This is a genomic window from Allobosea rubneri (assembly GCF_032464875.1).
In the GTDB taxonomy this organism is placed as follows: domain Bacteria; phylum Pseudomonadota; class Alphaproteobacteria; order Rhizobiales; family Beijerinckiaceae; genus Allobosea; species Allobosea rubneri.
The window spans coordinates 17,103-37,743 of record NZ_JAWDID010000023.1 but is presented as its reverse complement, the minus strand read 5'-3'; the positions used below and the strand labels follow the sequence as shown (position 1 = coordinate 37,743).

At 67.0% G+C, this 20,641-nt stretch carries 21 protein-coding genes; 11 read left to right on the top strand and 10 right to left on the bottom strand.

Features of this window, described 5'->3' with window-relative positions:
* Window positions 1-21 precede the first annotated feature (21 nt).
* Entirely contained in the window at window positions 22-351 is a 330-nt protein-coding gene (gene fdxA / locus RKE40_RS15895; protein WP_066479450.1) for a ferredoxin FdxA, read from the top strand.
* A 60-nt stretch (window positions 352-411) separates the two neighbouring features.
* Entirely contained in the window at window positions 412-1,185 is a 774-nt protein-coding gene (locus RKE40_RS15890; RefSeq protein ID WP_316019205.1) for a ferredoxin--NADP reductase, read from the top strand.
* Window positions 1,186-1,453: 268 nt separating this feature from the next.
* Here RKE40_RS15890 and RKE40_RS15885 read toward each other — a convergent pair whose 3' ends face one another.
* The 5 genes from RKE40_RS15885 to RKE40_RS15865 all read right to left on the bottom strand — a co-directional run bounded on the left by RKE40_RS15885 (window position 1,454) and on the right by RKE40_RS15865 (window position 5,627).
* On the bottom strand, window positions 1,454-2,185 hold the full coding sequence (locus RKE40_RS15885; RefSeq protein ID WP_316019204.1) for an ABC transporter permease: 732 nt from the start codon (window positions 2,183-2,185) through the stop codon (window positions 1,454-1,456).
* Between the two features lie 9 nt (window positions 2,186-2,194).
* On the bottom strand, window positions 2,195-2,941 hold the full coding sequence (locus RKE40_RS15880; protein WP_316019203.1) for an ABC transporter permease: 747 nt from the start codon (window positions 2,939-2,941) through the stop codon (window positions 2,195-2,197).
* Between the two features lie 3 nt (window positions 2,942-2,944).
* On the bottom strand, window positions 2,945-3,787 hold the full coding sequence (locus RKE40_RS15875) for an ABC transporter ATP-binding protein (protein ID WP_316019202.1): 843 nt from the start codon (window positions 3,785-3,787) through the stop codon (window positions 2,945-2,947).
* Complete coding sequence (locus tag RKE40_RS15870; protein WP_316019201.1) at window positions 3,784-4,761, bottom strand: ABC transporter substrate-binding protein; 978 nt, start codon at window positions 4,759-4,761, stop codon at window positions 3,784-3,786. Before RKE40_RS15870 ends, RKE40_RS15875 begins: the two co-directional genes overlap by 4 nt.
* A gap of 416 nt (window positions 4,762-5,177) precedes the next feature.
* Window positions 5,178-5,627, bottom strand: a complete 450-nt coding sequence (locus RKE40_RS15865) for a hypothetical protein (RefSeq protein WP_316019200.1) — start codon at window positions 5,625-5,627, stop codon at window positions 5,178-5,180.
* Between the two features lie 225 nt (window positions 5,628-5,852).
* On the opposite strand from RKE40_RS15865, the gene RKE40_RS15860 reads away from it, so the two are divergent.
* The 9 genes from RKE40_RS15860 to ccoS all read left to right on the top strand — a co-directional run bounded on the left by RKE40_RS15860 (window position 5,853) and on the right by ccoS (window position 14,889).
* On the top strand, window positions 5,853-6,500 hold the full coding sequence (locus tag RKE40_RS15860; protein WP_316019199.1) for a helix-turn-helix domain-containing protein: 648 nt from the start codon (window positions 5,853-5,855) through the stop codon (window positions 6,498-6,500).
* 262 nt (window positions 6,501-6,762) lie between these two features.
* Entirely contained in the window at window positions 6,763-8,421 is a 1,659-nt protein-coding gene (ccoN, locus tag RKE40_RS15855; protein ID WP_390893392.1) for a cytochrome-c oxidase, cbb3-type subunit I, read from the top strand.
* 12 nt (window positions 8,422-8,433) lie between these two features.
* On the top strand, window positions 8,434-9,204 hold the full coding sequence (gene ccoO / locus RKE40_RS15850) for a cytochrome-c oxidase, cbb3-type subunit II (RefSeq protein ID WP_316019197.1): 771 nt from the start codon (window positions 8,434-8,436) through the stop codon (window positions 9,202-9,204).
* An 8-nt stretch (window positions 9,205-9,212) separates the two neighbouring features.
* A complete protein-coding gene (locus tag RKE40_RS15845) occupies window positions 9,213-9,371 on the top strand; it encodes a cbb3-type cytochrome oxidase subunit 3 (RefSeq protein ID WP_066479469.1) in 159 nt (52 codons plus the stop codon).
* Between the two features lie 3 nt (window positions 9,372-9,374).
* Window positions 9,375-10,262: a cytochrome-c oxidase, cbb3-type subunit III gene (gene ccoP / locus RKE40_RS15840; RefSeq protein WP_316019196.1), complete on the top strand. Its 888-nt coding sequence runs from the start codon at window positions 9,375-9,377 to the stop codon at window positions 10,260-10,262.
* A 1-nt stretch (window position 10,263) separates the two neighbouring features.
* On the top strand, window positions 10,264-11,700 hold the full coding sequence (ccoG, locus tag RKE40_RS15835) for a cytochrome c oxidase accessory protein CcoG (protein ID WP_316019195.1): 1,437 nt from the start codon (window positions 10,264-10,266) through the stop codon (window positions 11,698-11,700).
* 259 nt (window positions 11,701-11,959) lie between these two features.
* The gene (locus tag RKE40_RS15830; RefSeq protein ID WP_316019194.1) at window positions 11,960-12,481 is read left to right on the top strand and encodes a FixH family protein; all 522 of its coding nucleotides are present in this window, start codon (window positions 11,960-11,962) and stop codon (window positions 12,479-12,481) included.
* A 3-nt stretch (window positions 12,482-12,484) separates the two neighbouring features.
* The gene (locus RKE40_RS15825) at window positions 12,485-14,692 is read left to right on the top strand and encodes a heavy metal translocating P-type ATPase (RefSeq protein WP_316019193.1); all 2,208 of its coding nucleotides are present in this window, start codon (window positions 12,485-12,487) and stop codon (window positions 14,690-14,692) included.
* Window positions 14,689-14,889 carry a cbb3-type cytochrome oxidase assembly protein CcoS gene (gene ccoS, locus RKE40_RS15820; RefSeq protein ID WP_316019192.1) on the top strand — a complete coding sequence of 67 codons (201 nt, stop codon included), beginning with the start codon at window positions 14,689-14,691 and terminating at the stop codon, window positions 14,887-14,889. Before RKE40_RS15825 ends, ccoS begins: the two co-directional genes overlap by 4 nt.
* Window positions 14,890-14,901: 12 nt before the next feature.
* Here the strand turns inward: ccoS and RKE40_RS15815 are convergent, their stop codons facing one another.
* Genes RKE40_RS15815 through RKE40_RS15795 form a run of 5 tightly spaced genes read right to left on the bottom strand, consistent with a single transcriptional unit; the run spans window position 14,902 to window position 20,597 of the window.
* Window positions 14,902-15,660 carry a 5'/3'-nucleotidase SurE gene (locus RKE40_RS15815; RefSeq protein WP_316019191.1) on the bottom strand — a complete coding sequence of 253 codons (759 nt, stop codon included), beginning with the start codon at window positions 15,658-15,660 and terminating at the stop codon, window positions 14,902-14,904.
* Window positions 15,661-15,669: 9 nt separating this feature from the next.
* Window positions 15,670-16,818, bottom strand: a complete 1,149-nt coding sequence (locus RKE40_RS15810) for an MBL fold metallo-hydrolase (protein ID WP_316019190.1) — start codon at window positions 16,816-16,818, stop codon at window positions 15,670-15,672.
* The gene (locus RKE40_RS15805) at window positions 16,815-17,894 is read right to left on the bottom strand and encodes an ABC transporter ATP-binding protein (RefSeq protein WP_316019189.1); all 1,080 of its coding nucleotides are present in this window, start codon (window positions 17,892-17,894) and stop codon (window positions 16,815-16,817) included. Before RKE40_RS15805 ends, RKE40_RS15810 begins: the two co-directional genes overlap by 4 nt.
* Window positions 17,882-19,594, bottom strand: coding sequence for an ABC transporter permease (locus tag RKE40_RS15800; RefSeq protein WP_316019188.1), 1,713 nt, complete (start codon window positions 19,592-19,594; stop codon window positions 17,882-17,884). Before RKE40_RS15800 ends, RKE40_RS15805 begins: the two co-directional genes overlap by 13 nt.
* A 10-nt stretch (window positions 19,595-19,604) precedes the next feature.
* A complete protein-coding gene (locus tag RKE40_RS15795) occupies window positions 19,605-20,597 on the bottom strand; it encodes an ABC transporter substrate-binding protein (RefSeq protein ID WP_316019187.1) in 993 nt (330 codons plus the stop codon).
* Window positions 20,598-20,641 lie beyond the last annotated feature (44 nt).

Below are 20,641 nucleotides of genomic sequence, written 5' to 3'. Positions count from 1 at the left end.
GTCAAGCGGCAAGGATCCCGCATGGCCTTCGCAGTGACTAGCGCCTGCATCCGCTGCAAATACATGGATTGCGTCGAAGTCTGTCCGGTGGACTGCTTCTATGAAGGCGAGAACATGCTCGTCATCCATCCCGACGAGTGCATCGACTGCGGCGTCTGCGAGCCGGAATGCCCGGCCGAGGCGATCGTGGCCGACAACGCCGAGGGCGCAGCCGAGTGGCTCGCCCTCAATGCCAGGCTGGCGCCGCTCTGGCCGAACATTACCGAGAAGGGCGAGCCGCCTTCCGATGCCGATGCGTGGAAGGGAATACCGGACAAAATCGACCTGCTTTCCGAACGCGCCGCGACGTGATAAGCGAATGACGGCGTCCAATAATCTGCTTTTTCGCTAGACTATCCAGGGATCTACGAGATGAGCAATTTCTACGAGGAGCGCGTGCTCAGCGTCCACCACTGGACGGACACGCTCTTCAGCTTCACGACGACCCGCGACACGACGTTCCGCTTCAAGAACGGCCAGTTCACGATGATCGGCATCAAGGTGAACGAAAAGCCGCTCCTGCGCGCCTACAGCGTGGTCAGCACCAATTACGACGAGAACCTCGAGTTCTTCTCGATCAAGGTGCCGGACGGGCCGCTGACCTCGCGCCTGCAGAACCTCCAGGTCGGCGACCCGATCATCATCGGCAAGAAGGCGACGGGCACGCTGGTGCTCGACAACCTCAAGGATGGCAAGCGGCTGTTCCTGCTCGGCACCGGGACGGGGCTCGCGCCCTTCCTGTCGCTGATCCGCGATCCCGAGACCTATGAGCGCTACGAGAAGGTGGTGCTGGTGCATGGCTGCCGGCAGGTCGCCGAGCTCGCCTATGGCGAGCAGATCACGCAGCACCTGCCGAATGACGAGTTCCTCGGCGAGATGATCCGCGACCAGCTGATCTACTATCCGACGGTGACGCGCGAGCCCTTCCGCAATCGCGGCCGCATCACCGACCTGCTCACCTCCGGCCAGCTCTTCGAGGATATCGGCCAGGGGCCGCTCGATCCCGCCAGCGACCGCTTCATGCTCTGCGGCAGCCCGCAGATGCTGGTCGATCTCAAGCAGATCTTCGAGTCGCACGGCATGGAAGAGGGCAACCATGGCGAGGCAGGCGACTATGTGATCGAGCGGGCCTTCGTCGAGCGCTGAGCCCGCCGCCTCGAAACCCAGTCAAGAATCGGACGGCCGGCCCAAATCCACGGGCCGGCCGTTTTCGTTCGTGCTGGGCCCAGCGCCTTTTCAAGGCTCCGGCCCCTTTTGGCTTGTCCCCGGGTCGCAGCGGTCTGGGGCATACGCAGGGCCTTCAGAGAAAGAAGGGCAGGGCCCGAAACAGAAGAAACCCGGGTCGCCTTTCGGCGCCCGGGATGAGGAGGTTCCGTGGTGTCGGAGCTTGATCGCTGCCGCCGCCAGGGCTGGCTCAGCGATGCGTCAGCTGGCGGTTGAACAGCATCATCAGGCTGTTGCAGCTCACCGCGAATACGGTCAGCAGGAGCGCGATCGCCATGATCGTGTCGATCTGGCCGATATTGATGGCGCTGGTCAGCATGAAGCCGAGGCCGCGCTGCGAGGCGAACATCTCGCCGATCAGCACGCCGAGCAGCGTCAGCGAGAAGCCGAGGCGCACGCCCGAGATGATCTCCGGCAGGATCGCCGGCAGGATCACGGTGAAGGCGGATTGCGAAGGCGAGAGCCGCATCACCTGCGAGGTCCGGCGATAGACCGGCTTCATCTGCCGGATCGCGTTCATCGAGAACAGGGTGATCGGGATCAGCCCATGCATCACGCCGAAGGCGATCTTGGCGGAGATGCCGAGGCCGAAGCAGAGCAGCACCAGGGGATAGAGCACGACCTTGGGGATCGAATAGAGCGTCGTCAGGATCGGCTCTGCGACGTTGCCGGCGAGCTTGCGGACGCCAAGTACGATGCCGAGGCTGATGCCGCCGAGCAGCGAGAGGGCGAAGGCGGCGACGAAGGCCCGCATCGTCTCGCTGATGTTCACCCAGAACTCGCCGGTGCCGAGCAGGGCGCCGAGCTTGACGACGGTCTGCAGCGGCGAGGCGATGGCGGAGGCGCCGACGAGCAGATGGAAGCCCTGCCAGAGCAGGATGAAGGTCAAAAGGACGATGAGAGTGCCGGCGAGTTTGGGCATGGCGTCACCTCACCGCTGGCGGCGCGCCTGGAGGCGCCGGTCGATCATGTTGAGGATCGTGTTGACGATGGTGACGGTCACCAGCACGAGCAGGATCAGCGCGTACATGTGCCCGTTCTCGAACAGGTTGTAGGCGTAGGCGATGGCGTAGCCGATGCCGGCGCCGGAGAGGATGAACTCCGAGGCGATCACCCCGATGAAGGAGTAGGCGACCGAGAGCTTCACGCCGGTGAAGAGATAGGGCAGCGTCGCCGGAAGCTCGACGAGGAGCGCCGTCTTGGCCCGCGACATCCGGTAGATCTGCGCGGTCTTGCGCAGCACACGCGGGATCCGGTCGAGCCCGTTTAGCGTCGCGGTGATCATCGAGACGACGGCCAGCAGCACGGCGATCGCGATGATCGAGGCGGAGCCGACGCCGAAGAGCGTGATGAAGATCGGATAGAAGACGAAGGTCGGGACGGCATAGTAGCTCGCGAGCAGCGGCTCGAGCGCGTCACGCAGGGCCGGCAGCGAGTAGATGATCAGGCCCGCCACGAAGCCGAGCAGGATCGAGAGCGCGGTCGAGATGGCGATGTTGGTGAAGGTCGTCCTGATATCGGCCGAGAACTGGCCGGTGCGCAGGATCTCGACGAGCTCGACCACCATCTGCGAGGGGGCGAGCATCACCATGCGAGGGATGACGCCGACCCGGCAGAGCAGCTCCACCGCGAGGATCATCGTCGCGACGACGATCAGGCGCAGCCATTTTTCCGACATGGCTCAGCTCTTCCCGGCGGACATGATCTTCAGCGCTTCGATGCGCAGCTTCTCCCAGAGCCGGGCGGTGATGTCGCCGAAATGCGGCGTCGAGACCACGCGGCTGTCGCGGTCGCGCTCCCAGCCGGTCTCGACGAAGTCGATGAAGGTACCCGGCCTGGTCGACATCACGCCGACCCGGTCGGACAGCATCGCCGCCTCGTCGAGCGCGTGGGTGATCAACAGCACCGTCGCCGAAGTCTCGCGCCAGAGCCGCAGCAACTCGTCGCCCATCAGCAGGCGCGTCTGCTGGTCGAGCGCGCCGAAGGGCTCGTCGAGCAGGATCAGCCTCGGCTGCATGACGAGAGTCCGGGCGATGCAGACCCGCTGGCGCATGCCGCCGGAGAGCTGGGCCGGAAACGAGGCCGCGAAATCCTTCAGCCCCATGAAGCCGATGGCGTAGTCGACGCGGCGCTTGATCTCGGCCGGGTCGACCCCGGCGCGCCGGAGCCCGAAGGCGACGTTGTCGCGGACATTGAGCCAGGGGAAGGAGGCGTCCTCCTGGAAGACGACGCCGACCCCGTCGGGAACGCCGTTGACCGGCTTGCCCTCGAAATGCGCCGTGCCGGCCTGCGGGGCGCTCAGCCCCGCAAGAATGTCGAGCAAGGTCGACTTGCCGCAGCCGGAAGGGCCGACGACCGAGAAGAATTCGCCCTTGGCGAGGTCGAGGTCGATCGGTCCCAGCGCATGCAGCGTCGATTTCGGCAGCTGGAAGATCCGTGTGACGCCGCGCAGCGTCGCATGGGCTTCAGCGGGCGCGGGCTGTTTGAGTGTCACGACCTTGGCGCCCGTTGCTGCCGCGCTCATTGCTTGGCCTGCAGGTCGGCAGGCAGGAAGGACTTGTCGAGGATCGTCGACCAGTCGACGTCGTTCTTGACCTCGCCGATCAGCTTCAGGCCCTCGACCATGCGGTTGAGCTCGGTGACGTTGAACTCGCCCTCGCTCCACATCTTCGGGCCGATCATGTTGTCGACGGCTTCCTTGGCGACGGCGGGCTCGAGCTTGTAGAGCTTCTCGATGATCTTGGCGGTCTCGGCGGGGTCCTTGTAGATCGCCTGCACGCCGGCGCGGCGGCCCGCGATGATCGCCTTGAGCTTGTCCGGATTCTCCTGCGCGAACTTGCGGGTGGTGATGCCGACCGAGGTGGTCATCGGCTTCAGGATGTCGCCGGCCTTGTAGACGGTGCGGTATTTGTCCTTGCGGATGATCGAGAGCGGCTCGATCAGGACCGAGCCGACGATCGCGCCCTGCTCGAGCATGGTCAGAGCGGGGACGTAGCCACCGGCCGCGACGCGCTGGACCTTGCTCTGGTCGATGCCCTTCTCTTTCAGCACCATCAGGAAGAGCATTTCGGAAACGGATTTCGGCGAGGTGATCGCGATCTTCTTGCCGACGAGGTCCTCGACGCTTTTCACCTCCGAATTCGGCATGGTGACCATCGAAGCCTCGGCGACGCTGCGCGTGCCGGTGTTGACGATGATCAGGTCGAGGCCCTGGGCCTTGGCGGCGAGCGCCGCGGAGACTGCGACCTCGCCATAGGGCGTCGCGCTGGCCAGGATGTTGCGCACCGTGGTGCCGCCGCCGCCGGAGCCGATGATGCCGGTGATGTCGATGCCGGCCTGCTTGAACAGGCCCTTTTCCATCGCGACCGCATAGGGTGCGCCATAAAGGCTCGCGCCCCACTGCGTCACGGAAATCTCCTCCGCACGCACCGGTGCCTGCAGGGACATCACCGCCACCGCGGCCGCCGCGAATTGGCGGATACCAAAGAAACCCGTCATGCCTCTCTCCCGATCAAGCCCATGCCCGCGATTGTTACCGTTCCGGCATGCTTCCAAATTTTCATTTGTATACAAATAACGATCTCAGCATGCAGAAACCTTGTCAAGCGGGTAAGCGCCCATAAAATGACGGCCGTCGGAGCGGATTTTGAGCGGCCGGTTTGGCCCGGCGCATAGGGCATCTACGCCATATCGCGTGCGATATGGCCTTGGATCGATGCAAAAAGCTCCTTTGGGCCGGCGCAGGGCGCACCGCCGGAATCGACATGCAGCAACGGGGCCAGCATCGGGGCCATAATGGCGTCTGGCAAGCGCGAATGCCGTCGCGCAGCGGATCTAAAATTGTTCGTGTACGAACTATCTTGTGATGAACTGAGTCGATGGCGCGAGCGGCTGAGCTGCTCGGGCGCGTACGGTCAGCCGGCAGAGTTCGCCCGCAGCGTGACCCGATCGAGGGCATAGCCGGTGCGGGCGAGGCTGCGATCGTCGAAGGTTGCGATCGAGACCGGTTCGAGATCGAGCAGGACCGACGGCAGGCCGAGTTCGGCCGCCAGCGCGTTGGCGAAGCGCATCAGCGCCCGTGTCGGCACCGAGCCGGGCAGGCGGGCGGTGGCGAGCTCGGTGATCTGCAAGGTCGCCTCGTCGCGCAGGGAGCGCAGCACGCAGAAGGCGAAGATCGCATGGACGCAGCCGCGCGCATCTTCGAGAACGACGAGGCCGCGGCGGCCATCCTTGCCGGCATAGGAGCGCAGATAGCGCGTCCACTGCGCCTTGCTTACGTCGGGATGGAACATCGAGACGAGCTGATAGGCCCGGCCGGCTTCCACAGGCGTGATCCGTCTTGCTTGCAGGATGTCGTCGCTCACCTTGTCCCTTTCCTCCCAGGGGCCGACGGAGAGGACAGGTGCGGCAACCCGTCCGCATTGATCAGGATCAATTACATACCTACGCTTTGATGCATGGCTCCTTCCGGTTTCGGCGGCACCGCGATGCGGGTCGCAGCGAGGTGAGACGCCGTGGATTGCAGTATTTTGGCCTGTGCCCAGCAACGCCCCCAGAAGGCGGGATGCCAGACTTGCGGCATTCGCCCGATGAGCATCTGCGCTTGCCTGGCCTCGGACGAGCTTGCCTTGCTCGACGCGCTGGCCCATCCGGTGACTTTCGGCGCCAAGGAAACGCTCTTCGTTCAGGGCCAACCGGCCGAGGCCGTGTACAATCTCACCGGCGGCGCGGTGCGGCTCTACAAGCTCCTGCCCGACGGGCGCCGGCAGATCGTCGGCTTTGCCCTGCCGGGCGACTTTCTCGGCCTGGCGATGCGCGATGCCTTCGGCTTCTCCGCCGATGCGATCGAGACCGTCACCGCCTGCGCCTTCCCGCGTTCGGCCTATTCGGCGCTGGTCGACGCCAAGCCGCATCTGCTGCGGCGGCTGCACGACTACGCCACGCATGAACTAACCCTGGCCCAGGAGCAGATGCTGCTGCTCGGCCGACGCAATGCCGAGGAGCGGCTGGTCTGCTTCCTGCTGACCATGCGCGAGCGCTGGGCGAGGCTAGGGCGTTCCACGACGACGATCGAGCTGCCGATGAGCCGCCAGGACATCGCCGATTTCCTCGGGCTGACGATCGAGACAGTCAGCCGGACCTTCAGCAAGCTGGCCAGGAACCGCAAGATCCTGATCGTGCCGGACGGGGTGCGCCTGCTCGACATCGAGGGCATGACGAGCCTCGCTGCGGCCTGAGCATCCGAACCAGCCGTGGCCTAATCGCCTGGCTCGCCGCGTCTCTGCGCGGGGTGTCGGGCGCAGCTTTGCGTGCGCTGCTTGCTGCGGCGCAAAACGCCCGTGCGACCACTGACGTCGGGGCGGCTTTCTCCCTCGATCGCCACGCTCTTCCCGCTCTTCAGAAGCAGTTGATCTGCATCAAGGCCAAGTCTCGCACGGACGGGTAACCCCTCGGCAGGAGGCGCCTGTGTTGCGCTGCAGCGAGATAAAGGGGTGTCGCATGGCGGCGATGGGCTATCCGATCCGGCGGGCCACGGTGGGGGAGATAGGCGGGATGGTGCTCGCGGCCGCGTCCGTGCTGCCGCTGATCCTGATCGCTGCCATGACCGAAGACCGTGGCTACGCTTTCCATGCGGCCCTCGGTGCGCTGGCGGCGCTGGGGTCCGTGTTCCTGATCGCAAACCGCTGCTTCCGGCCCGGCCAGGTGCCGGCGCCGCAGGAGATCGGCGGCCGGCCGAACTACAATATGGAGCCGGTCAAGTTCGCGACCGTCGCCGCAATGGTCTGGGGCATCGCCGGCTTCACGGTCGGGCTGATCATCGCCCTGCAGCTCGCCTTCCCCGATCTCAACTTCGACCTGCCCTGGATCAATTTCGGCCGCTTGCGGCCGCTGCACACCTCGGCGGTGATCTTCGCCTTCGGCGGCAACGTGCTGATCGGCACCTCGTTCTACGTGGTCCAGCGCACCAGCCATGCCCGCCTCGCCGGCGATCTCTCGCCCTGGTTCGTGGTGCTCGGCTACAACCTCTTCATCGTCATCGCCGGCACCGGCTACCTGCTCGGCATCACCCAGAGCAAGGAATACGCCGAGCCGGAATGGTATGCCGATCTCTGGCTGACCGCGGTCTGGGTCGTCTATCTCCTGATCTTCCTTGGCACGCTCGCCAAGCGCAAGGAGCCACACATCTATGTGGCGAACTGGTTCTATCTCGGCTTCATCCTGACCATCGCCGTCCTGCATATCGGCAACAACGTCGCCTGGCCGGTCTCGATCCTGTCGCCGAAGTCCTACGGCCTCTGGTCGGGCGTGCAGGACGCGATGTTCCAGTGGTGGTACGGCCATAACGCGGTCGGCTTCTTCCTGACCGCCGGCTTCCTGGCGCTGATGTATTATTTCGTGCCGAAGCGGGCCGAGCGCCCGGTCTACAGCTACCGGCTCTCGATCATCCACTTCTGGGCGCTGATCTTCCTCTACATCTGGGCCGGCCCGCACCATCTGCACTACACCGCGCTGCCGGACTGGGCGCAGACGCTCGGCATGACCTTCTCGATCATGCTGTGGATGCCCTCCTGGGGCGGCATGATCAACGGGCTGATGACACTGTCGGGCGCCTGGGACAAGCTGCGCACCGATCCGGTCCTGCGGATGATGGTGGTCTCGCTCGCCTTCTACGGCATGTCGACCTTCGAAGGCCCGCTGATGTCGATCAAGGCGGTGAACGGGCTCTCGCACTACACCGACTGGACCATCGGCCACGTCCATTCCGGCGCGCTCGGCTGGGTCGCCTACATCTCCTTCGGCGCGATCTACTGCCTCGTGCCTTGGCTGTGGAACCGCAAGGAGCTGTATTCGCTCAAGCTGGTGAACTGGCACTTCTGGATCTCGACGCTCGGCATCGTGCTCTACATTTCGGCGATGTGGGTGTCGGGGATCATGCAGGGCCTGATGTGGCGGGCCTACACCTCGCTCGGCTTCCTCGAATACTCCTTCATCGAGACGGTCGCGGCGATGAAGCCCTACTACGTGATCCGCGCGATGGGCGGCGGCCTCTTCCTCGCCGGCGCGCTGATCATGGCCTTCAACCTCTGGATGACGGTGAGGAGCGGCGCGCCGCAGCGCGAGCACGCGCCCGATCCGCAGCTCGTCCCCGCCCAGTAAGGAACCTGTCCCATGTCGAGCCTCGACGCCCCCAAGCAGGCGCCGCGCCAGTCGCTGTGGTCGAAGCACAAGATCTTCGAGACCAATTCGATCATCCTGGTGATCGGGGTGCTGATCGTGATCTCGATCGGCGGTCTGATCGAGATCGCGCCGCTGTTCTACCTGCGCAACACGATCGAGAAGGTCGAGGGCATGCGGCCCTACACGCCGCTGGAGCTTGCCGGCCGCGCGATCTACGTCCGCGAGGGCTGCTACAACTGCCACAGCCAGATGATCCGGCCGCTGCGCGACGAGATCGAGCGCTACGGGCACTACTCGCTCGCGGCCGAGAGCATGTACGACAAGCCCTTCCAGTGGGGCTCGAAGCGGACCGGGCCCGATCTCGCCCGCGTCGGCGGCAAGTACTCGGACGAATGGCAGCTCGCCCATCTCAATCGGCCGCGCGATCTCGTGCCGCAGTCGATCATGCCGGGCTATCCCTTCCTGGCGAAGACCGAGCTCAACTACAACGACATCGCCAATCATCTGCGCGCCAACCGCGCCAGCGGCGTCCCCTACACCGACGAGATGATCGAGGACGCGAAGCGCGATCTCGAGGCGCAGGCGACGCCTGACCATCCGCGCGCCGCCGAACTGGAGAAGCGCTACCCGAAGGCGCAGATCCGCGACTTCGACGGCGACGCCCAGAAGATCAGCGAGGCCGATGCCCTGATCGCCTATCTGCAGGTGCTCGGCACGCTGGTCGACTTCAAGCTCTACGACGACAAGGCCAACATCCGGTGAGCACCGCCATGACGACATCGACCTACACCTGGCTCGCTCAATTCGCCCAGTCGACCGGCGTCCTCTACTTCATGGGCGTGTTCCTGGCGATCTGCGCCTACGCCCTCTGGCCGAGCAACCGCGCGCGCTTCGAAGAAGCGGCCCGCACCCCCCTGCGGGAGGACTGAACCATGGCCGAGCAGGACAAGAACACACCGCAGTTCGACGCCGCCACCGGCCAGTCGACCACCGGCCATGACTGGGACGGCATCCAGGAGCTGAACACGCCGCTGCCGCGCTGGTGGCTCGGCATCTTCTACGCCACGATCATCTGGTCGATCGGCTACTGGATCGTCTACCCGGCCTGGCCGCTGGTGACCGACGTGACCCGCGGCGTGATCGGCTATGCCTCGCGCATCGACATCGCGCAGGACATGGCGCTGCTGAAGCAGGAGCGCGCGGCCCAGTCCAAGGCGCTGACGGAAGCCTCCTTCGAGCAGATCAAGGCCGATCCGGAACTGTTCCGCATCGCCATGGCGCAGGGCAAGGCCGCCTTCGGCGACAATTGCGCCGCCTGCCACGGCGTCGGCGGCGGCGGGGCCAAGGGCTATCCGAACCTCAACGACGACGACTGGCTCTGGGGCGGCTCGTTCGCCGAGATCCAGAAGACGCTGGAGCACGGCATCCGCTTCGCCGGCGATCCCGATACGCGCGTCAGCCAGATGCCGGCCTTCGGCCGCGATAAGATGCTCGACGCCGCCCAGATCCGCGCCGTCGCCAACCATGTCCGGTCGATCGCCGGCCTGTCGACCGAGCCGAAGGCCGATCTCGCCGGCGGCGCCAAGCTCTATGCCGATAACTGCGCCGCCTGCCATGGCGACCAAGGCAAGGGCAATCGCGAGATGGGCGCGCCCGACCTGACCGACGCGATCTCGCTCTACGGCATGGACATGGCGTCGCTGACCGAGACCATCACCAACAGCCGCAACGGCGTGATGCCGGCTTGGCAGCAGCGGCTCGACGCCACGACGATCAAGGCGCTGACCGTCTACGTGCACTCGCTCGGCGGAGGCCAATAACATGTCGACTGCCGACGCAGACGATCTGCCCCTCTTCGCTCCCTCGAAGAAGGTCTATCCGCAGAGCGTCTCCGGCCCCTATCGGAGGGCGAAGTGGATCATCCTCGTCCTCTGCCTCGGCATCTACTACCTGCTGCCCTTCCTGCGTTGGGACCGCGGCCCCAACCTGCCCAACCAGGCGGTACTGGCCGACATCGCCAATAACCGCTTCTACTTCTTCTTCATCGAGATCTGGCCGCAGGAGGTCTACTACTTCACGGGGCTGCTGATCCTGGCAGCCTTCGTGCTGTTCCTGATGAATGCCGTCGCCGGCCGGGTCTGGTGCGGCTATCTCTGCCCGCAGACGGTCTGGACCGATCTCTTCCTCGCCGTCGAGCGCTTCTTCGAGGGCGACCGGCGCGAGCGGATCAAGCGCGACGAGGCGTCCTGGTCCTTTGACAAGGCCTGGCGCAAGACCGCCAAGCACGCGGTCTGGCTGGTGATCGCCTGGTGGACCGGCGGCGCCTGGGTGCTCTATTTCGCCGATGCGCCGACGCTGGTGAAGGAACTTGCGACCTTCACCGCCCCGCTCTCGGCCTATGTCTGGATCGCGATCCTGACCTTCACCACCTATTCGCTCGCCGGGATCATGCGCGAGCAGGTCTGCACCTATATGTGCCCCTGGCCGCGGATCCAGGCGGCACTGACCGACGACGACGCGCTCAACGTCACCTATCGCTATGACCGCGGCGAGCCGCGCGTCTCGGTCAAGCAGGCCCAGCGCCTGCGCAGCACCGGTGCGCCGGCCGGCGACTGCATCGACTGCAACCAGTGCGTCGCGGTCTGCCCGACCGGCATCGACATTCGCGACGGCGCGCAGATGGACTGCATCCAGTGCGGGCTTTGCATCGACGCCTGCAACACGGTGATGACTAAGGTCGGCTATCCCGCGGGGCTCATCGCCTACGATACCGACGACAACGTCAATCGCCGGCAGGCCGGCCAGAAGCCGGTCTATCGGCCGCTGCGCGCGCGCACCCTGACCTATGCCGGCCTGATCCTGGTGGTCGGTGGGGCGATGGTCTACCAGCTCGCGACGCGCAAGATGGCCGACATCTCGGTCCTGCACGAGCGCTCGCCGCTGTTCGTCAAGCTCAGCGACGGCTCGATCCGCAACAGCTACACCGTCCGCCTGCTCAACAAGCGGCCGGAATCGCGGCCCTTCGCGCTGACGGTATCGGGGCCGGCGGGCGCGCGCATCGAGGCGGTCGGCTCGGCGGCGACCGCCGATCTGCGGCCGGTCGTGACGGTCGAGCCCGACAGCTCGCGCGAGGTCCGCGTCCTGGTCACGGTTCCGGCGGATGTCCATCTCGACAAGTCGCAGCCGGTCACCATCACCGCCTCGGATCTCTTCGCCGGCGAGGTCGTGCGGGCCGAGGATCACTTCATGGCGCCGTAGAGCGTTTTCGAGCGAAGTGAATACCGCTTAGCGTGAAGAAAACGCGATAAAACAAAGAGATAGAGAATTTCCGAGATTCAGGGAATCGCGGAAATTCTCTAAGCCGGATTTCTCTGGCGGGCGCGCAAATGGCGCCCGCCCGAGGCCCGATCTGATCGGGATCAAAGTGTACGGGCAGGAACCATGCGAAATCTTCGTTCCGAGGCTTTCCCCTTCCTGTCCTAGCGAGAGCTCCATGTCCTGCTGCGGAGGCTTTGCCATGCCGATCGACCTGCCAGCGCCGCCGCCGGCGCCGCGCGCGCCCTTCAGGCTCAGCGGCCGCTTCGTGCTCTTCGCGATGATCGGCTTCTTCGCCGTGGTCGCGGGCGTCAACGGGGTGATGATGACGATCGCGATCCGGACCATGCCGGGCGTCGACGTCAGGAGCGCCTACGAGACCAGCCAGCGCTTCAACCAGGAGATCGCCCGCATGCGGGCGCAGAACGAGCGCGGCTGGCATGTCGACGCCGATCTGCGGCGGGAGGGCGGCGCCGAGGTCGTGGCCGTGACCTTCGCGGACAAGTCCGGGCAGCCGGTCGCCGGGCTCTCCGTCGATGTCAGGCTGGAGCATCCGGCGCGGCGCGGCAGCGACCGGCAGGTCGAGCTCGCCGAGATCGCGCCCGGGCACTACCAGGCCCGGCTTTTGGACCTGCCGGCCGGAGCCTGGACGCTGGTGCTCAGCGCCCAGCGGGACGCCGCCGCCGTCTTCGATACCCGCAGCCGCGTGATGCTGAAGGATTGAGCCATGGCTGACGGCCAGGACCTCTCGATCTTCGTGCGGCATGGCACCGGTGGTGTCGCCGGCATGGAGCTCGCCGTCGACGGCATGCGCTGCGCCGGCTGCATGCATGCGATCGAGCGCGGCCTCGCCCGCGAGACCGGCATCCTGAACGCGCGGGTCAATCTCGCCCTCAAGCGCGTCACCGTCGAATGGCGCGAAGGGGCGCTCCGGCCCGAAGCCATCGTCGCCAGCCTCGCCGCACTCGGCTTCAAGGCCTATCCGTTCCTGCCGGCGCATGAGCGCGAGGCGGCGCAGCAGGAGGACAAGCGGCTGCTGCGCTATCTCGGCGTCGCAGGCTTCGCCTCGATGAACATCATGCTGTTGTCGGTCTCGGTCTGGTCCGGCAACGCCAACGACATCAACCCGGTCACGCGCGACTTCTTCCACTGGGTCTCGGCGCTGATCGCGCTGCCGACCGCGGCCTATGCCGGCCGGCCCTTCTTCGAGAGCGCGCTGCGGGCGCTGCAGGCCGGGGCCGTCAACATGGACGTGCCGATCATGCTCGGCATCGTGCTGGCGCTGGGCATGTCAGTCATCGTCACGCTGAACCATGGCGAGCACGCCTATTTCGACGGCGTGGTGATGCTGATCTTCTTCCTCCTGATCGGGCGCTATCTCGACCAGCTGATGCGCCGGCGCACCCGCGATCTCGCCGGCAATCTCGCGGCGCTCAAGGCGGAGACCGCGACGCGGCTCGGCGCCGATGGCAGCAGCGTCATCGTGCCGATCGCCGCGATCGCGCCGGGCGATCTCGTGCTGGTGCGACCGGGCGAGCGGGTCAGCGTCGACGGCCTGGTCGAGGCCGGCGCCTCCGAGCTCGACCAGAGCCTGGTCACCGGCGAGACCGCGCCGGCCTCGGTCGCCGTTGGCGAGCGCGTCCATGCCGGCACGCTCAATCTCTCGGGCGCGCTGACGATCCGGGTCGAGGCTGCGGGAGCCGGGACGCTGCTCTCCGAGATCGACCGGCTGATGGCCCAGGCCGTCGAGAGCCGCTCGCGCTATGTCCGACTCTCCGACCGCGCGGCGAGGCTCTACGCCCCCGTCGTGCACGCGACCGCGCTCGCGACCTTCCTGGGCTGGATGCTCTTCGGCCTCGCCTGGCACCAGGCGCTGATCATCGCCATCACCGTCCTGATCATCACCTGCCCCTGTGCGCTCGGCCTAGCGATCCCCGCGGTGCAGGTCGTCTCGGCGGCGGCGCTGTTCAAGCGCAAGGTCATGCTGAAGCAGGGAGACGCGCTCGAACGCCTGGCAGAGGTCGACACCGTGGTGTTCGACAAGACGGGAACGCTGACCCTGCCAGAACCCGGTTTGAGCAATCTGGCGGCGATCGCGCCGGACGTGCTCGCCGCCGCCGGAGCGCTCGCCGCGGCGAGCCGCCACCCGCTGGCCCGGCCGATCGCCATGGCGGCGGGGGAGCCGCGGCCGCTCGAGACAGTGCGCGAGCATCATGGGCTCGGGCTCAGCGCCACGGTCGACGATGTCGAGATGCGCCTCGGCAGCGTCGCCTTCTGTGGAGCGGAAGCTGAAGCCATGGCCGTGTCGGCCGCCTACCCTGCCGCTTCGCTGATCGCCTGGCGCCATGGGGCGCGTTGCGCCGTCTTCGCCGTCGACCAGCATTTGCGGCCCGACGCCGCGGCGAGCATCCGCGATCTGCGGACGCTCGGCCTCGACGTCGTCATCCTCTCCGGCGACCGGGCCGAGGCCGTGGTGCCGCTCGCCGAGGCCCTGGGGATCGCGGAGTTCAAGGCCGGGCAGCGGCCGGACGAGAAGATCGCCGAACTCGAGCGCCTCGCCGCCGCCGGCCGCAGGACGCTGATGGTGGGCGACGGGCTGAACGACGCCCCGGCGCTGGCGAGGGCCCATGCCTCGATGTCGCCGATCAGCGCGACCCAGCTGGCGCAGGCCTCGGCCGATATCGTCTTCCTCGGCGAGGAGCTGGCGCCGGTCGCCGCGAGCCTGCGCATCGCGCGCAAGGCGCGCCGGCTGATGGTGCAGAACCTCTGGTTCGCGGTGCTCTACAACGCCGTGGCCGTACCGATCGCGATCGCCGGTTTCGCCACCCCGCTGGTCGCGGCGGTGGCGATGTCGGGCTCGTCGCTGGTCGTGACGCTCAACGCCTTGCGCGCCGGCCGCCAGCCGGCTGCCGTCGTTCGGGAGGGCTCCGCATGAACATCCTGGTCGTGCTGATGCCGCTCGCCCTGGCGCTGGGCCTGACCGGGCTCGCCGCCTTCTTCTGGAACATGCGCACAGGCCAGTACAGCGATCTGGAAGGGCCGGGCTGGCGCATTCTCGACGATGACGACCTTGCCCCGGAGCCGGTGCCGGCCGAGGCGCCGGTCGACGCAAAGGCGGCAGCGCCCCGCTGACTTCGTCTGGAGCTAGCCCTGGCCGAGCTCCGCATTGAGATCCCGTGCCAGGGCCGCGTCGAGCGGTGCGCCGTCCGTCCAGCAATGCCGGACGATCGCGATCTTGCCGGCGTCGATCAGTGAATTTTCGTCGCCGGGCTGGCTGCTTTGCGGCCGGCCACGCCTGATCCGCCAGACCGTGCGCGCGGGATCGTCATCGACGATATCGGCGGCGCCGGCAATCTTGTCGCGGCCGATCCGCGCCAGACCGATCTCGGCCGGCAAGGTCTTCGGCAGGTTGACGCTGAGCCAGGCGCCCTCGCGCGCCCATTGCCCGCGCCGCGCCCAGAGGCTGGCGAGCAGGGCCGCGAGCGCCGCGACGTCTTCTTCGCCATAGCCGCCCTCCTTGACCCGCGACAGGCCGATCGCCGGAACGCCCCAGAAGCAGGCCTCGCGGGCGATCGAGAGCGTGCCGGAATAGGCCGCGTCCTCGCCGGTGTTGCGGCCGTGATTGACGCCCGAGAGCAGGAGGTCCGGCCGGCCGCCATCGGCGAACAGCACGGTCATGGCGCCGACGACGCAATCGGCCGGCGTGCCGGAGAGCGCGTAGACCTGGTTCTCGCGCCGCGTCAGCACGAGATCGCGGTCGAAGGAGAGATGGTGGCTCGCCGCCGTCCATTTGCGCTCTGGCGCAACGACCCAGATGTCGGACCAGAGGCGCGCAGCGGCCCGGCGCAGCAGGGCGATGCCCGGCGCGTCGATGCCGTCGTCATTGGCGATCAGGATACGCATGGTTCAGCCTCAGATCTCGATGATGTCGCCCGGCTTGGGCGCAGGGTTGAGGCCCGGAATGGTGCGGGCCAGCGCACGCGCCGTGGCGGCGTCGCAGGAGTGGGCCAGCACCACCGGCGCGCCATTGGCGGCGGCGAGCGCGGCATTCTCGGGCAGGGTCGGATGGGTCGGGAAGCGCAGCCATTGCGCCTTGCCCGCCGCCAGCATGGCATCGCCCGGGCTGCCCTTCGGCACGTGCCCGGTCAGAAGCACGGGCTTTCGTTCCGCCTGCGCCTGCGCCAGTGCAGCCGCCGAGGGGCCGGCGAGCCCCATTCCGTCATGGCAGAGCAGCGCGGCCTTCGGCAGCGTCTCGCCCTCGCGCCAGAGCAGCGCGCCTGCGAGCTTGCGCGACAACTCGTCGGCAATGCCCGGCGCGAGCCATGAGCCGGCGGCGATCTGCTGCGCCAGCGACGCCTGCATCGAGGGATGGATCGCGATCGGGCTGTCGATCAGCGCTATCAGCTCGACGGAGCGGCCGGAAAGAGGCGTCGGTAGCACCGCGCCGCCGGGATGTGCCTCGAGCCAGCGCGTCACGGCGAGACCACGCTCCCAGGCCGGCACGCGGTCCTCGCCATAGGAGGCGTCGAGCAGGAAGAGGTCGCTGGGCGGCATCCTGTCCATTGCGAAGACCGGGCTCGCCGGCACGACATCGCCGCAATAGCCGAGCCGGCGACCGTCTGCGGTCAGATGGCACCAGACCCCGCCGACGACATGGCCGCTGCGTCCGGTCTCGATCGCGATTCGGCCGAGCCGGAAGGGCTTGCCGGCCTCGATGGTCTCGATCTTCGCCGTCTGCGCAAGCGCCCGCTCCTCGGCCGTGGCATAGGCCAGCAGCGTCGCATCGGTCTCGGAGGCGGCTTCCGCCGTCATTAGGACCCGGCCGGAAAACCCGTTGGCGAGGCACCAGCCGAGTGCGCCGACATGGTCCTCATGCGCATGGGTGACGATGATCGCCTCGGTGGCGGCCAGCTCCTCCGGCGAAATCGCCGGATAATAGCCCGGCCCGCGCGGCGCGCTGGTGTCGACGCCGACATCGAGCAGAAGCCGCGTCGAGCCATGTTCGACGCCGATGCAGGTGCGGCCCTTCTCGCCGACGCCGCCGTGAATCCTGATCTTCATGCCGCCAGATCCGCCTCCGGAATGACCCAGCCATCCCTGATGCTGAGGCGGATCGTCTCGCCGGGGGCCGCCGGCGCCGGCTCCGGCGCGTCGAGATGCAGCACCGTTTCCTCGCTTGCGAGCGGGCGCACCTCCATCCGGAAATAGCCGCCCTGATAGGAGAGGCGCTCGACGCGCGCGGCGAGGCCGCCTTCGTCCTGAGCGATCGAAAAATCGCGCGCCCGCAGGCAGATCTTGGCTTGCGCGCTTGCAGCCTGGTCGGAGCGGCAGCGCATCACCGCCTCGACGCCGAGCACATCGACCTTGCAATGGCCGGCTTCCGGCTTCGAAAGCAGCCGCGCCGGCAGCACCATGCCCTCGCCGATGAAGCCCGCCACCGTCGTGTTCGCCGGCTCGCGATAGAGCAGCGAGGGGCTGGCGAGCTGGAGCAGCCGGCCGCGATCCATCACCGCGATCCGGTCGGCCAGCGCCATCGCCTCGGCCTGATCATGGGTGATGTAGACCATGGTCGTGCCGGTGCGCTCGTGGAAGCGCGAGAACTCCTCCTCCATCGAGGCGCGCAGATGCACGTCGAGATTGGCGAGCGGCTCGTCCAGCAGCACCAGCGAGGGCTCGGTGACGAGGCAGCGCGCCAAAGCGACGCGCTGGCGCTGGCCGCCCGAAAGCAGGCCCGGGCGCCGTTCGGCAAAGCCGGTGAGGCCGACGAGATCGAGCGCCGCGGCGACGCGCCTTGCGCGCTCGGGATCGCGTACGCCGGCGACGGTCAGGCCATAGGCGACGTTTTCCGCCACGCTCATATGCGGCCAGAGCGCATAGGACTGGAAGACGATGCCGAGCTTGCGATGCTCGGGCGGCACATGCCGCTCGGGCGAGGAGAGCAGCCGGTCGCCGATTGTGATCTCGCCGCCATCGAGCTTGTCGAAGCCGGCGATCTGGCGCAGCAGCGTGGTCTTGCCGCAGCCGGACGGGCCGAGCACGGCGATGAACTCGCCATCCTCGACATCGATCGAGACATCGTCGAGCGCGGTGTAGGACCCGAAATATTTGCGGGCCCGGTCGATCTTCAGTCGCGCCACGGCAGCACTCCCTGTGGCAGTTTCTTGGCGAAGAGCAGGGTCGAGAGCATCAGCCCGATGGTGACCAGGACCGTCACCGCCGCCAGCGCCGAGGCATAGGTCGAGTCGCCGCCCTGCTCGAAGGAGAACACCACCACGCCGAGCGTCTCCGTGCCCGACGACCAGAGCAGCGCGGAAACGGTGAGCTCGTTGAAGGCGGTGAGGAAGATCAGCAGCGCGCCCGCCACCGCAGCCGGCGCGACCAGCGGGAAGATGATCGTGACGAGCCGGCGCACAAGCCCGGCGCCGGCGATCTGCGCGGCCTCCTCCAGCGTCCGGTCGAGCTGCAGATAGCCGCTGATGATCGGGCGCAGGCCGAGCACCAGGAAGCGCGCGAGATAGGCGAAGACGATGATCCAGATCGTGTTGTAGAGCGAGACGCCGAGCAGCGGCAGCGGCTTCAGGAAGAGCAGGATCGCGGCGATGGCAAGGACGACGCCCGGCATCGCATAGGGCAGCTCGGCGGCGACGTTGAGCAGGCGTAAGAGCCGCGACTTCTTCCAGACGATGAAATAGGCGAGCGGCACGCAGATCACGACGATCAGGATCGCCGCCGCGCCCGACATCAGGAAACTGTTGACGAAAGCGCGCTTCGAGGCGGCGTGCTCGAGCAGCACATAGGCATAGTTGGCGAGCGTCGCGGTTTTCGCATTCAGCGGCACGCCGAAGGCCGGGATCAGCGATGTCGTGATCAGGCCGAGGAAGGGCAGCGCCAGGATCAGGATGGCGACGGTCCAGAGCAGGATCTCGACCGGGGTGCGCCAGCGCCCGAGCTCGAAGGGCCGTGCCGCGCTGGAGGTGGTGGTGATCCGAAAGTCGCGTCGGCGCAGCATGTAGTCCTGCAAGAGGATGCCGACCATGGCGATGAGGCCGATCAGCAGCGACAGGATCGCGACCTCCGAGAGCACGCCCGGGCCGAGCCCGGCGAGGCGCTGGTAGATCAAGGTCGGCAGCACCAGGAAATTGCCGGGAATGCCGAGAAAGGCGGGAATGCCGAAATTGCCGAGGCTCGAGACGAAGCAGAGCGCGATGCCGGCAATCAGCGGCGGCGTCATCAGGGGCAGCACGACGGTGCGCAGAACGGTGAGCGGGCTCGCCCCGGCGGCAAGGCCCGCCTCGATCAGCTCCTTCGGCAAGGCGCGCAAGCCGGCGCGCAGGGTCAGGAAGACCAGCGGGGCGTATTGCAGCCCGAGCAGCAGGATGATGCCTTCGCGCGAATAGAGCGGGTTCTTGCTGCCGAGCGGCGGCGCCATGCCGATCAGCTTGAGCAGCGTGCTGGAGGGGCCGAAGAGCTGCAGCCAGGCCAGCGCCGTGACCTGCGGCGCGATCATCAGCGGCAGCACGAAGCAGAAGGTGAAGGCGTTGCGGGCGCGGATGTCGGTCAGCGTCGTCAGCAGCGCCACCGTGCCGCCGAGCAGCACGGCGAGCACGGTCCCGGCGATCGCCGTGACGAGACTGTTGGCGGTCGCCGTCCAGGTCGCCTGGCTGGCGAGGACCTTGCCGAGCGAGGAGGTCGAGAGCGCGCCGCCCGGCGCCAGCCCCTCGAAGACCAGCCGCCCGATCGGCAGCAGGGACAGCACGGCGACGAGCAGGACGAGTCCCCAGAGGAGACCGGTCTCCACGACGCGCGTACGCGTCGTGGCAGCATCCGCTAAGGACATGGAGCCGGTCTCAGTTGCCGAACATGGTGGCGAAACGGGCCTTGTCCGCCTCGGTCGCCTTGACCACGGCCGCGATGTCAGAGGCCATGACGTTGATCTTGGTGCCGGCCGGCAGCCAGGACGGCGAGCCGACGCTCGGCTTGGCCGGGATGTAGCCCATGGCGAGCGCGAGCTTCTGGCCCTCATCCGAGAGGATGAAGTCGACGAAAGCCTTCGAAGCCGCCTCGTTCTTGGTCGTCTTCAGGATCGCGACCGGCTCGGTCACCGCCGGGGCTCCTTCCTTCGGGAAGATGAACTCGACCGGCGAGCCCTGGGCCTTGGCGTTGAAGGCCATGAAATCGACCAGCACGCCATAGGTCTTCTCGCCGCTGGCGACGGCGCGCAGCACGGCGCCGTTGCCGCGCACAGCGACGGCCTCGTTGGCCTTGAGCTGCTCGAACAGCTTCCAGCCGAGGTCGGGACGCGCCGTCATTGTCGAGAGCATGATAGCGGCAGCGCCCGAATAGAGCGGGCTCGGCATCGAGATCTGGCCCTTCAGCTCGGGATTGCCGAGATCGTTCCACGAGGTCGGCCGGGTCTTGGCGCCGGTGTTGACGGCGATGCCGGTGGTGATCAGCTTCGAGCCGAAATAGGTCTTGTCGGCGTCGAAGGAGCCGGGCTGCAGCCCGTCGACCTTGGCTCCGGCATAGGCGAGCAGGCGGCCGTCCTTCTTCAGGATCTCCATGCTCGCCGCATCGGCGATCAGCAGCACGTCGGCGCGCGGCTGGCCGGCCGAGATCTCGGCCGCGAGCTTGCCCATCACTTCCGTGGTGCCGGAGCGGAAGATTTCGACCTCGACCTTGGGATAGGCCTTCTTGAAGGCGGCCGTGGTCTGCGCCGCGTCCTTCTCCGGCTGCGAGGTGTAGAGCACGAGCTTGCCCGCCGGCTCCTGGGCGAAGGCGGGGCTGACGGCAAGCAGGCCGCCGAGCGCGGCGATGACGAGGCTGCGTCTGGTCTGGGTCATGATGTCTCCTCCGTTGTATCAGTCGTCCTTACCGCCTTAGGGCG

Coding starts and splice junctions, on each gene's coding strand:
- fdxA (WP_066479450.1), top strand. CDS start 22: ATGGCCTTCGCAGTGACTAGCGCCTGCATCCGCTGCAAATACATGGAT.
- RKE40_RS15880 (WP_316019203.1), bottom strand. CDS start 2,941: ATGTCGGAAAAATGGCTGCGCCTGATCGTCGTCGCGACGATGATCCTC.
- ccoP (WP_316019196.1), top strand. CDS start 9,375: ATGGCCGAGCAGGACAAGAACACACCGCAGTTCGACGCCGCCACCGGC.
- RKE40_RS15800 (WP_316019188.1), bottom strand. CDS start 19,594: ATGTCCTTAGCGGATGCTGCCACGACGCGTACGCGCGTCGTGGAGACC.
- ccoG (WP_316019195.1), top strand. CDS start 10,264: ATGTCGACTGCCGACGCAGACGATCTGCCCCTCTTCGCTCCCTCGAAG.
- ccoS (WP_316019192.1), top strand. CDS start 14,689: ATGAACATCCTGGTCGTGCTGATGCCGCTCGCCCTGGCGCTGGGCCTG.
- RKE40_RS15875 (WP_316019202.1), bottom strand. CDS start 3,787: ATGAGCGCGGCAGCAACGGGCGCCAAGGTCGTGACACTCAAACAGCCC.
- RKE40_RS15810 (WP_316019190.1), bottom strand. CDS start 16,818: ATGAAGATCAGGATTCACGGCGGCGTCGGCGAGAAGGGCCGCACCTGC.
- RKE40_RS15890 (WP_316019205.1), top strand. CDS start 412: ATGAGCAATTTCTACGAGGAGCGCGTGCTCAGCGTCCACCACTGGACG.
- ccoN (WP_390893392.1), top strand. CDS start 6,763: ATGGCGGCGATGGGCTATCCGATCCGGCGGGCCACGGTGGGGGAGATA.
- RKE40_RS15825 (WP_316019193.1), top strand. CDS start 12,485: ATGGCTGACGGCCAGGACCTCTCGATCTTCGTGCGGCATGGCACCGGT.
- RKE40_RS15860 (WP_316019199.1), top strand. CDS start 5,853: ATGAGCATCTGCGCTTGCCTGGCCTCGGACGAGCTTGCCTTGCTCGAC.
- RKE40_RS15870 (WP_316019201.1), bottom strand. CDS start 4,761: ATGACGGGTTTCTTTGGTATCCGCCAATTCGCGGCGGCCGCGGTGGCG.
- ccoO (WP_316019197.1), top strand. CDS start 8,434: ATGTCGAGCCTCGACGCCCCCAAGCAGGCGCCGCGCCAGTCGCTGTGG.
- RKE40_RS15845 (WP_066479469.1), top strand. CDS start 9,213: ATGACGACATCGACCTACACCTGGCTCGCTCAATTCGCCCAGTCGACC.
- RKE40_RS15795 (WP_316019187.1), bottom strand. CDS start 20,597: ATGACCCAGACCAGACGCAGCCTCGTCATCGCCGCGCTCGGCGGCCTG.
- RKE40_RS15815 (WP_316019191.1), bottom strand. CDS start 15,660: ATGCGTATCCTGATCGCCAATGACGACGGCATCGACGCGCCGGGCATC.
- RKE40_RS15885 (WP_316019204.1), bottom strand. CDS start 2,185: ATGCCCAAACTCGCCGGCACTCTCATCGTCCTTTTGACCTTCATCCTG.
- RKE40_RS15830 (WP_316019194.1), top strand. CDS start 11,960: ATGCCGATCGACCTGCCAGCGCCGCCGCCGGCGCCGCGCGCGCCCTTC.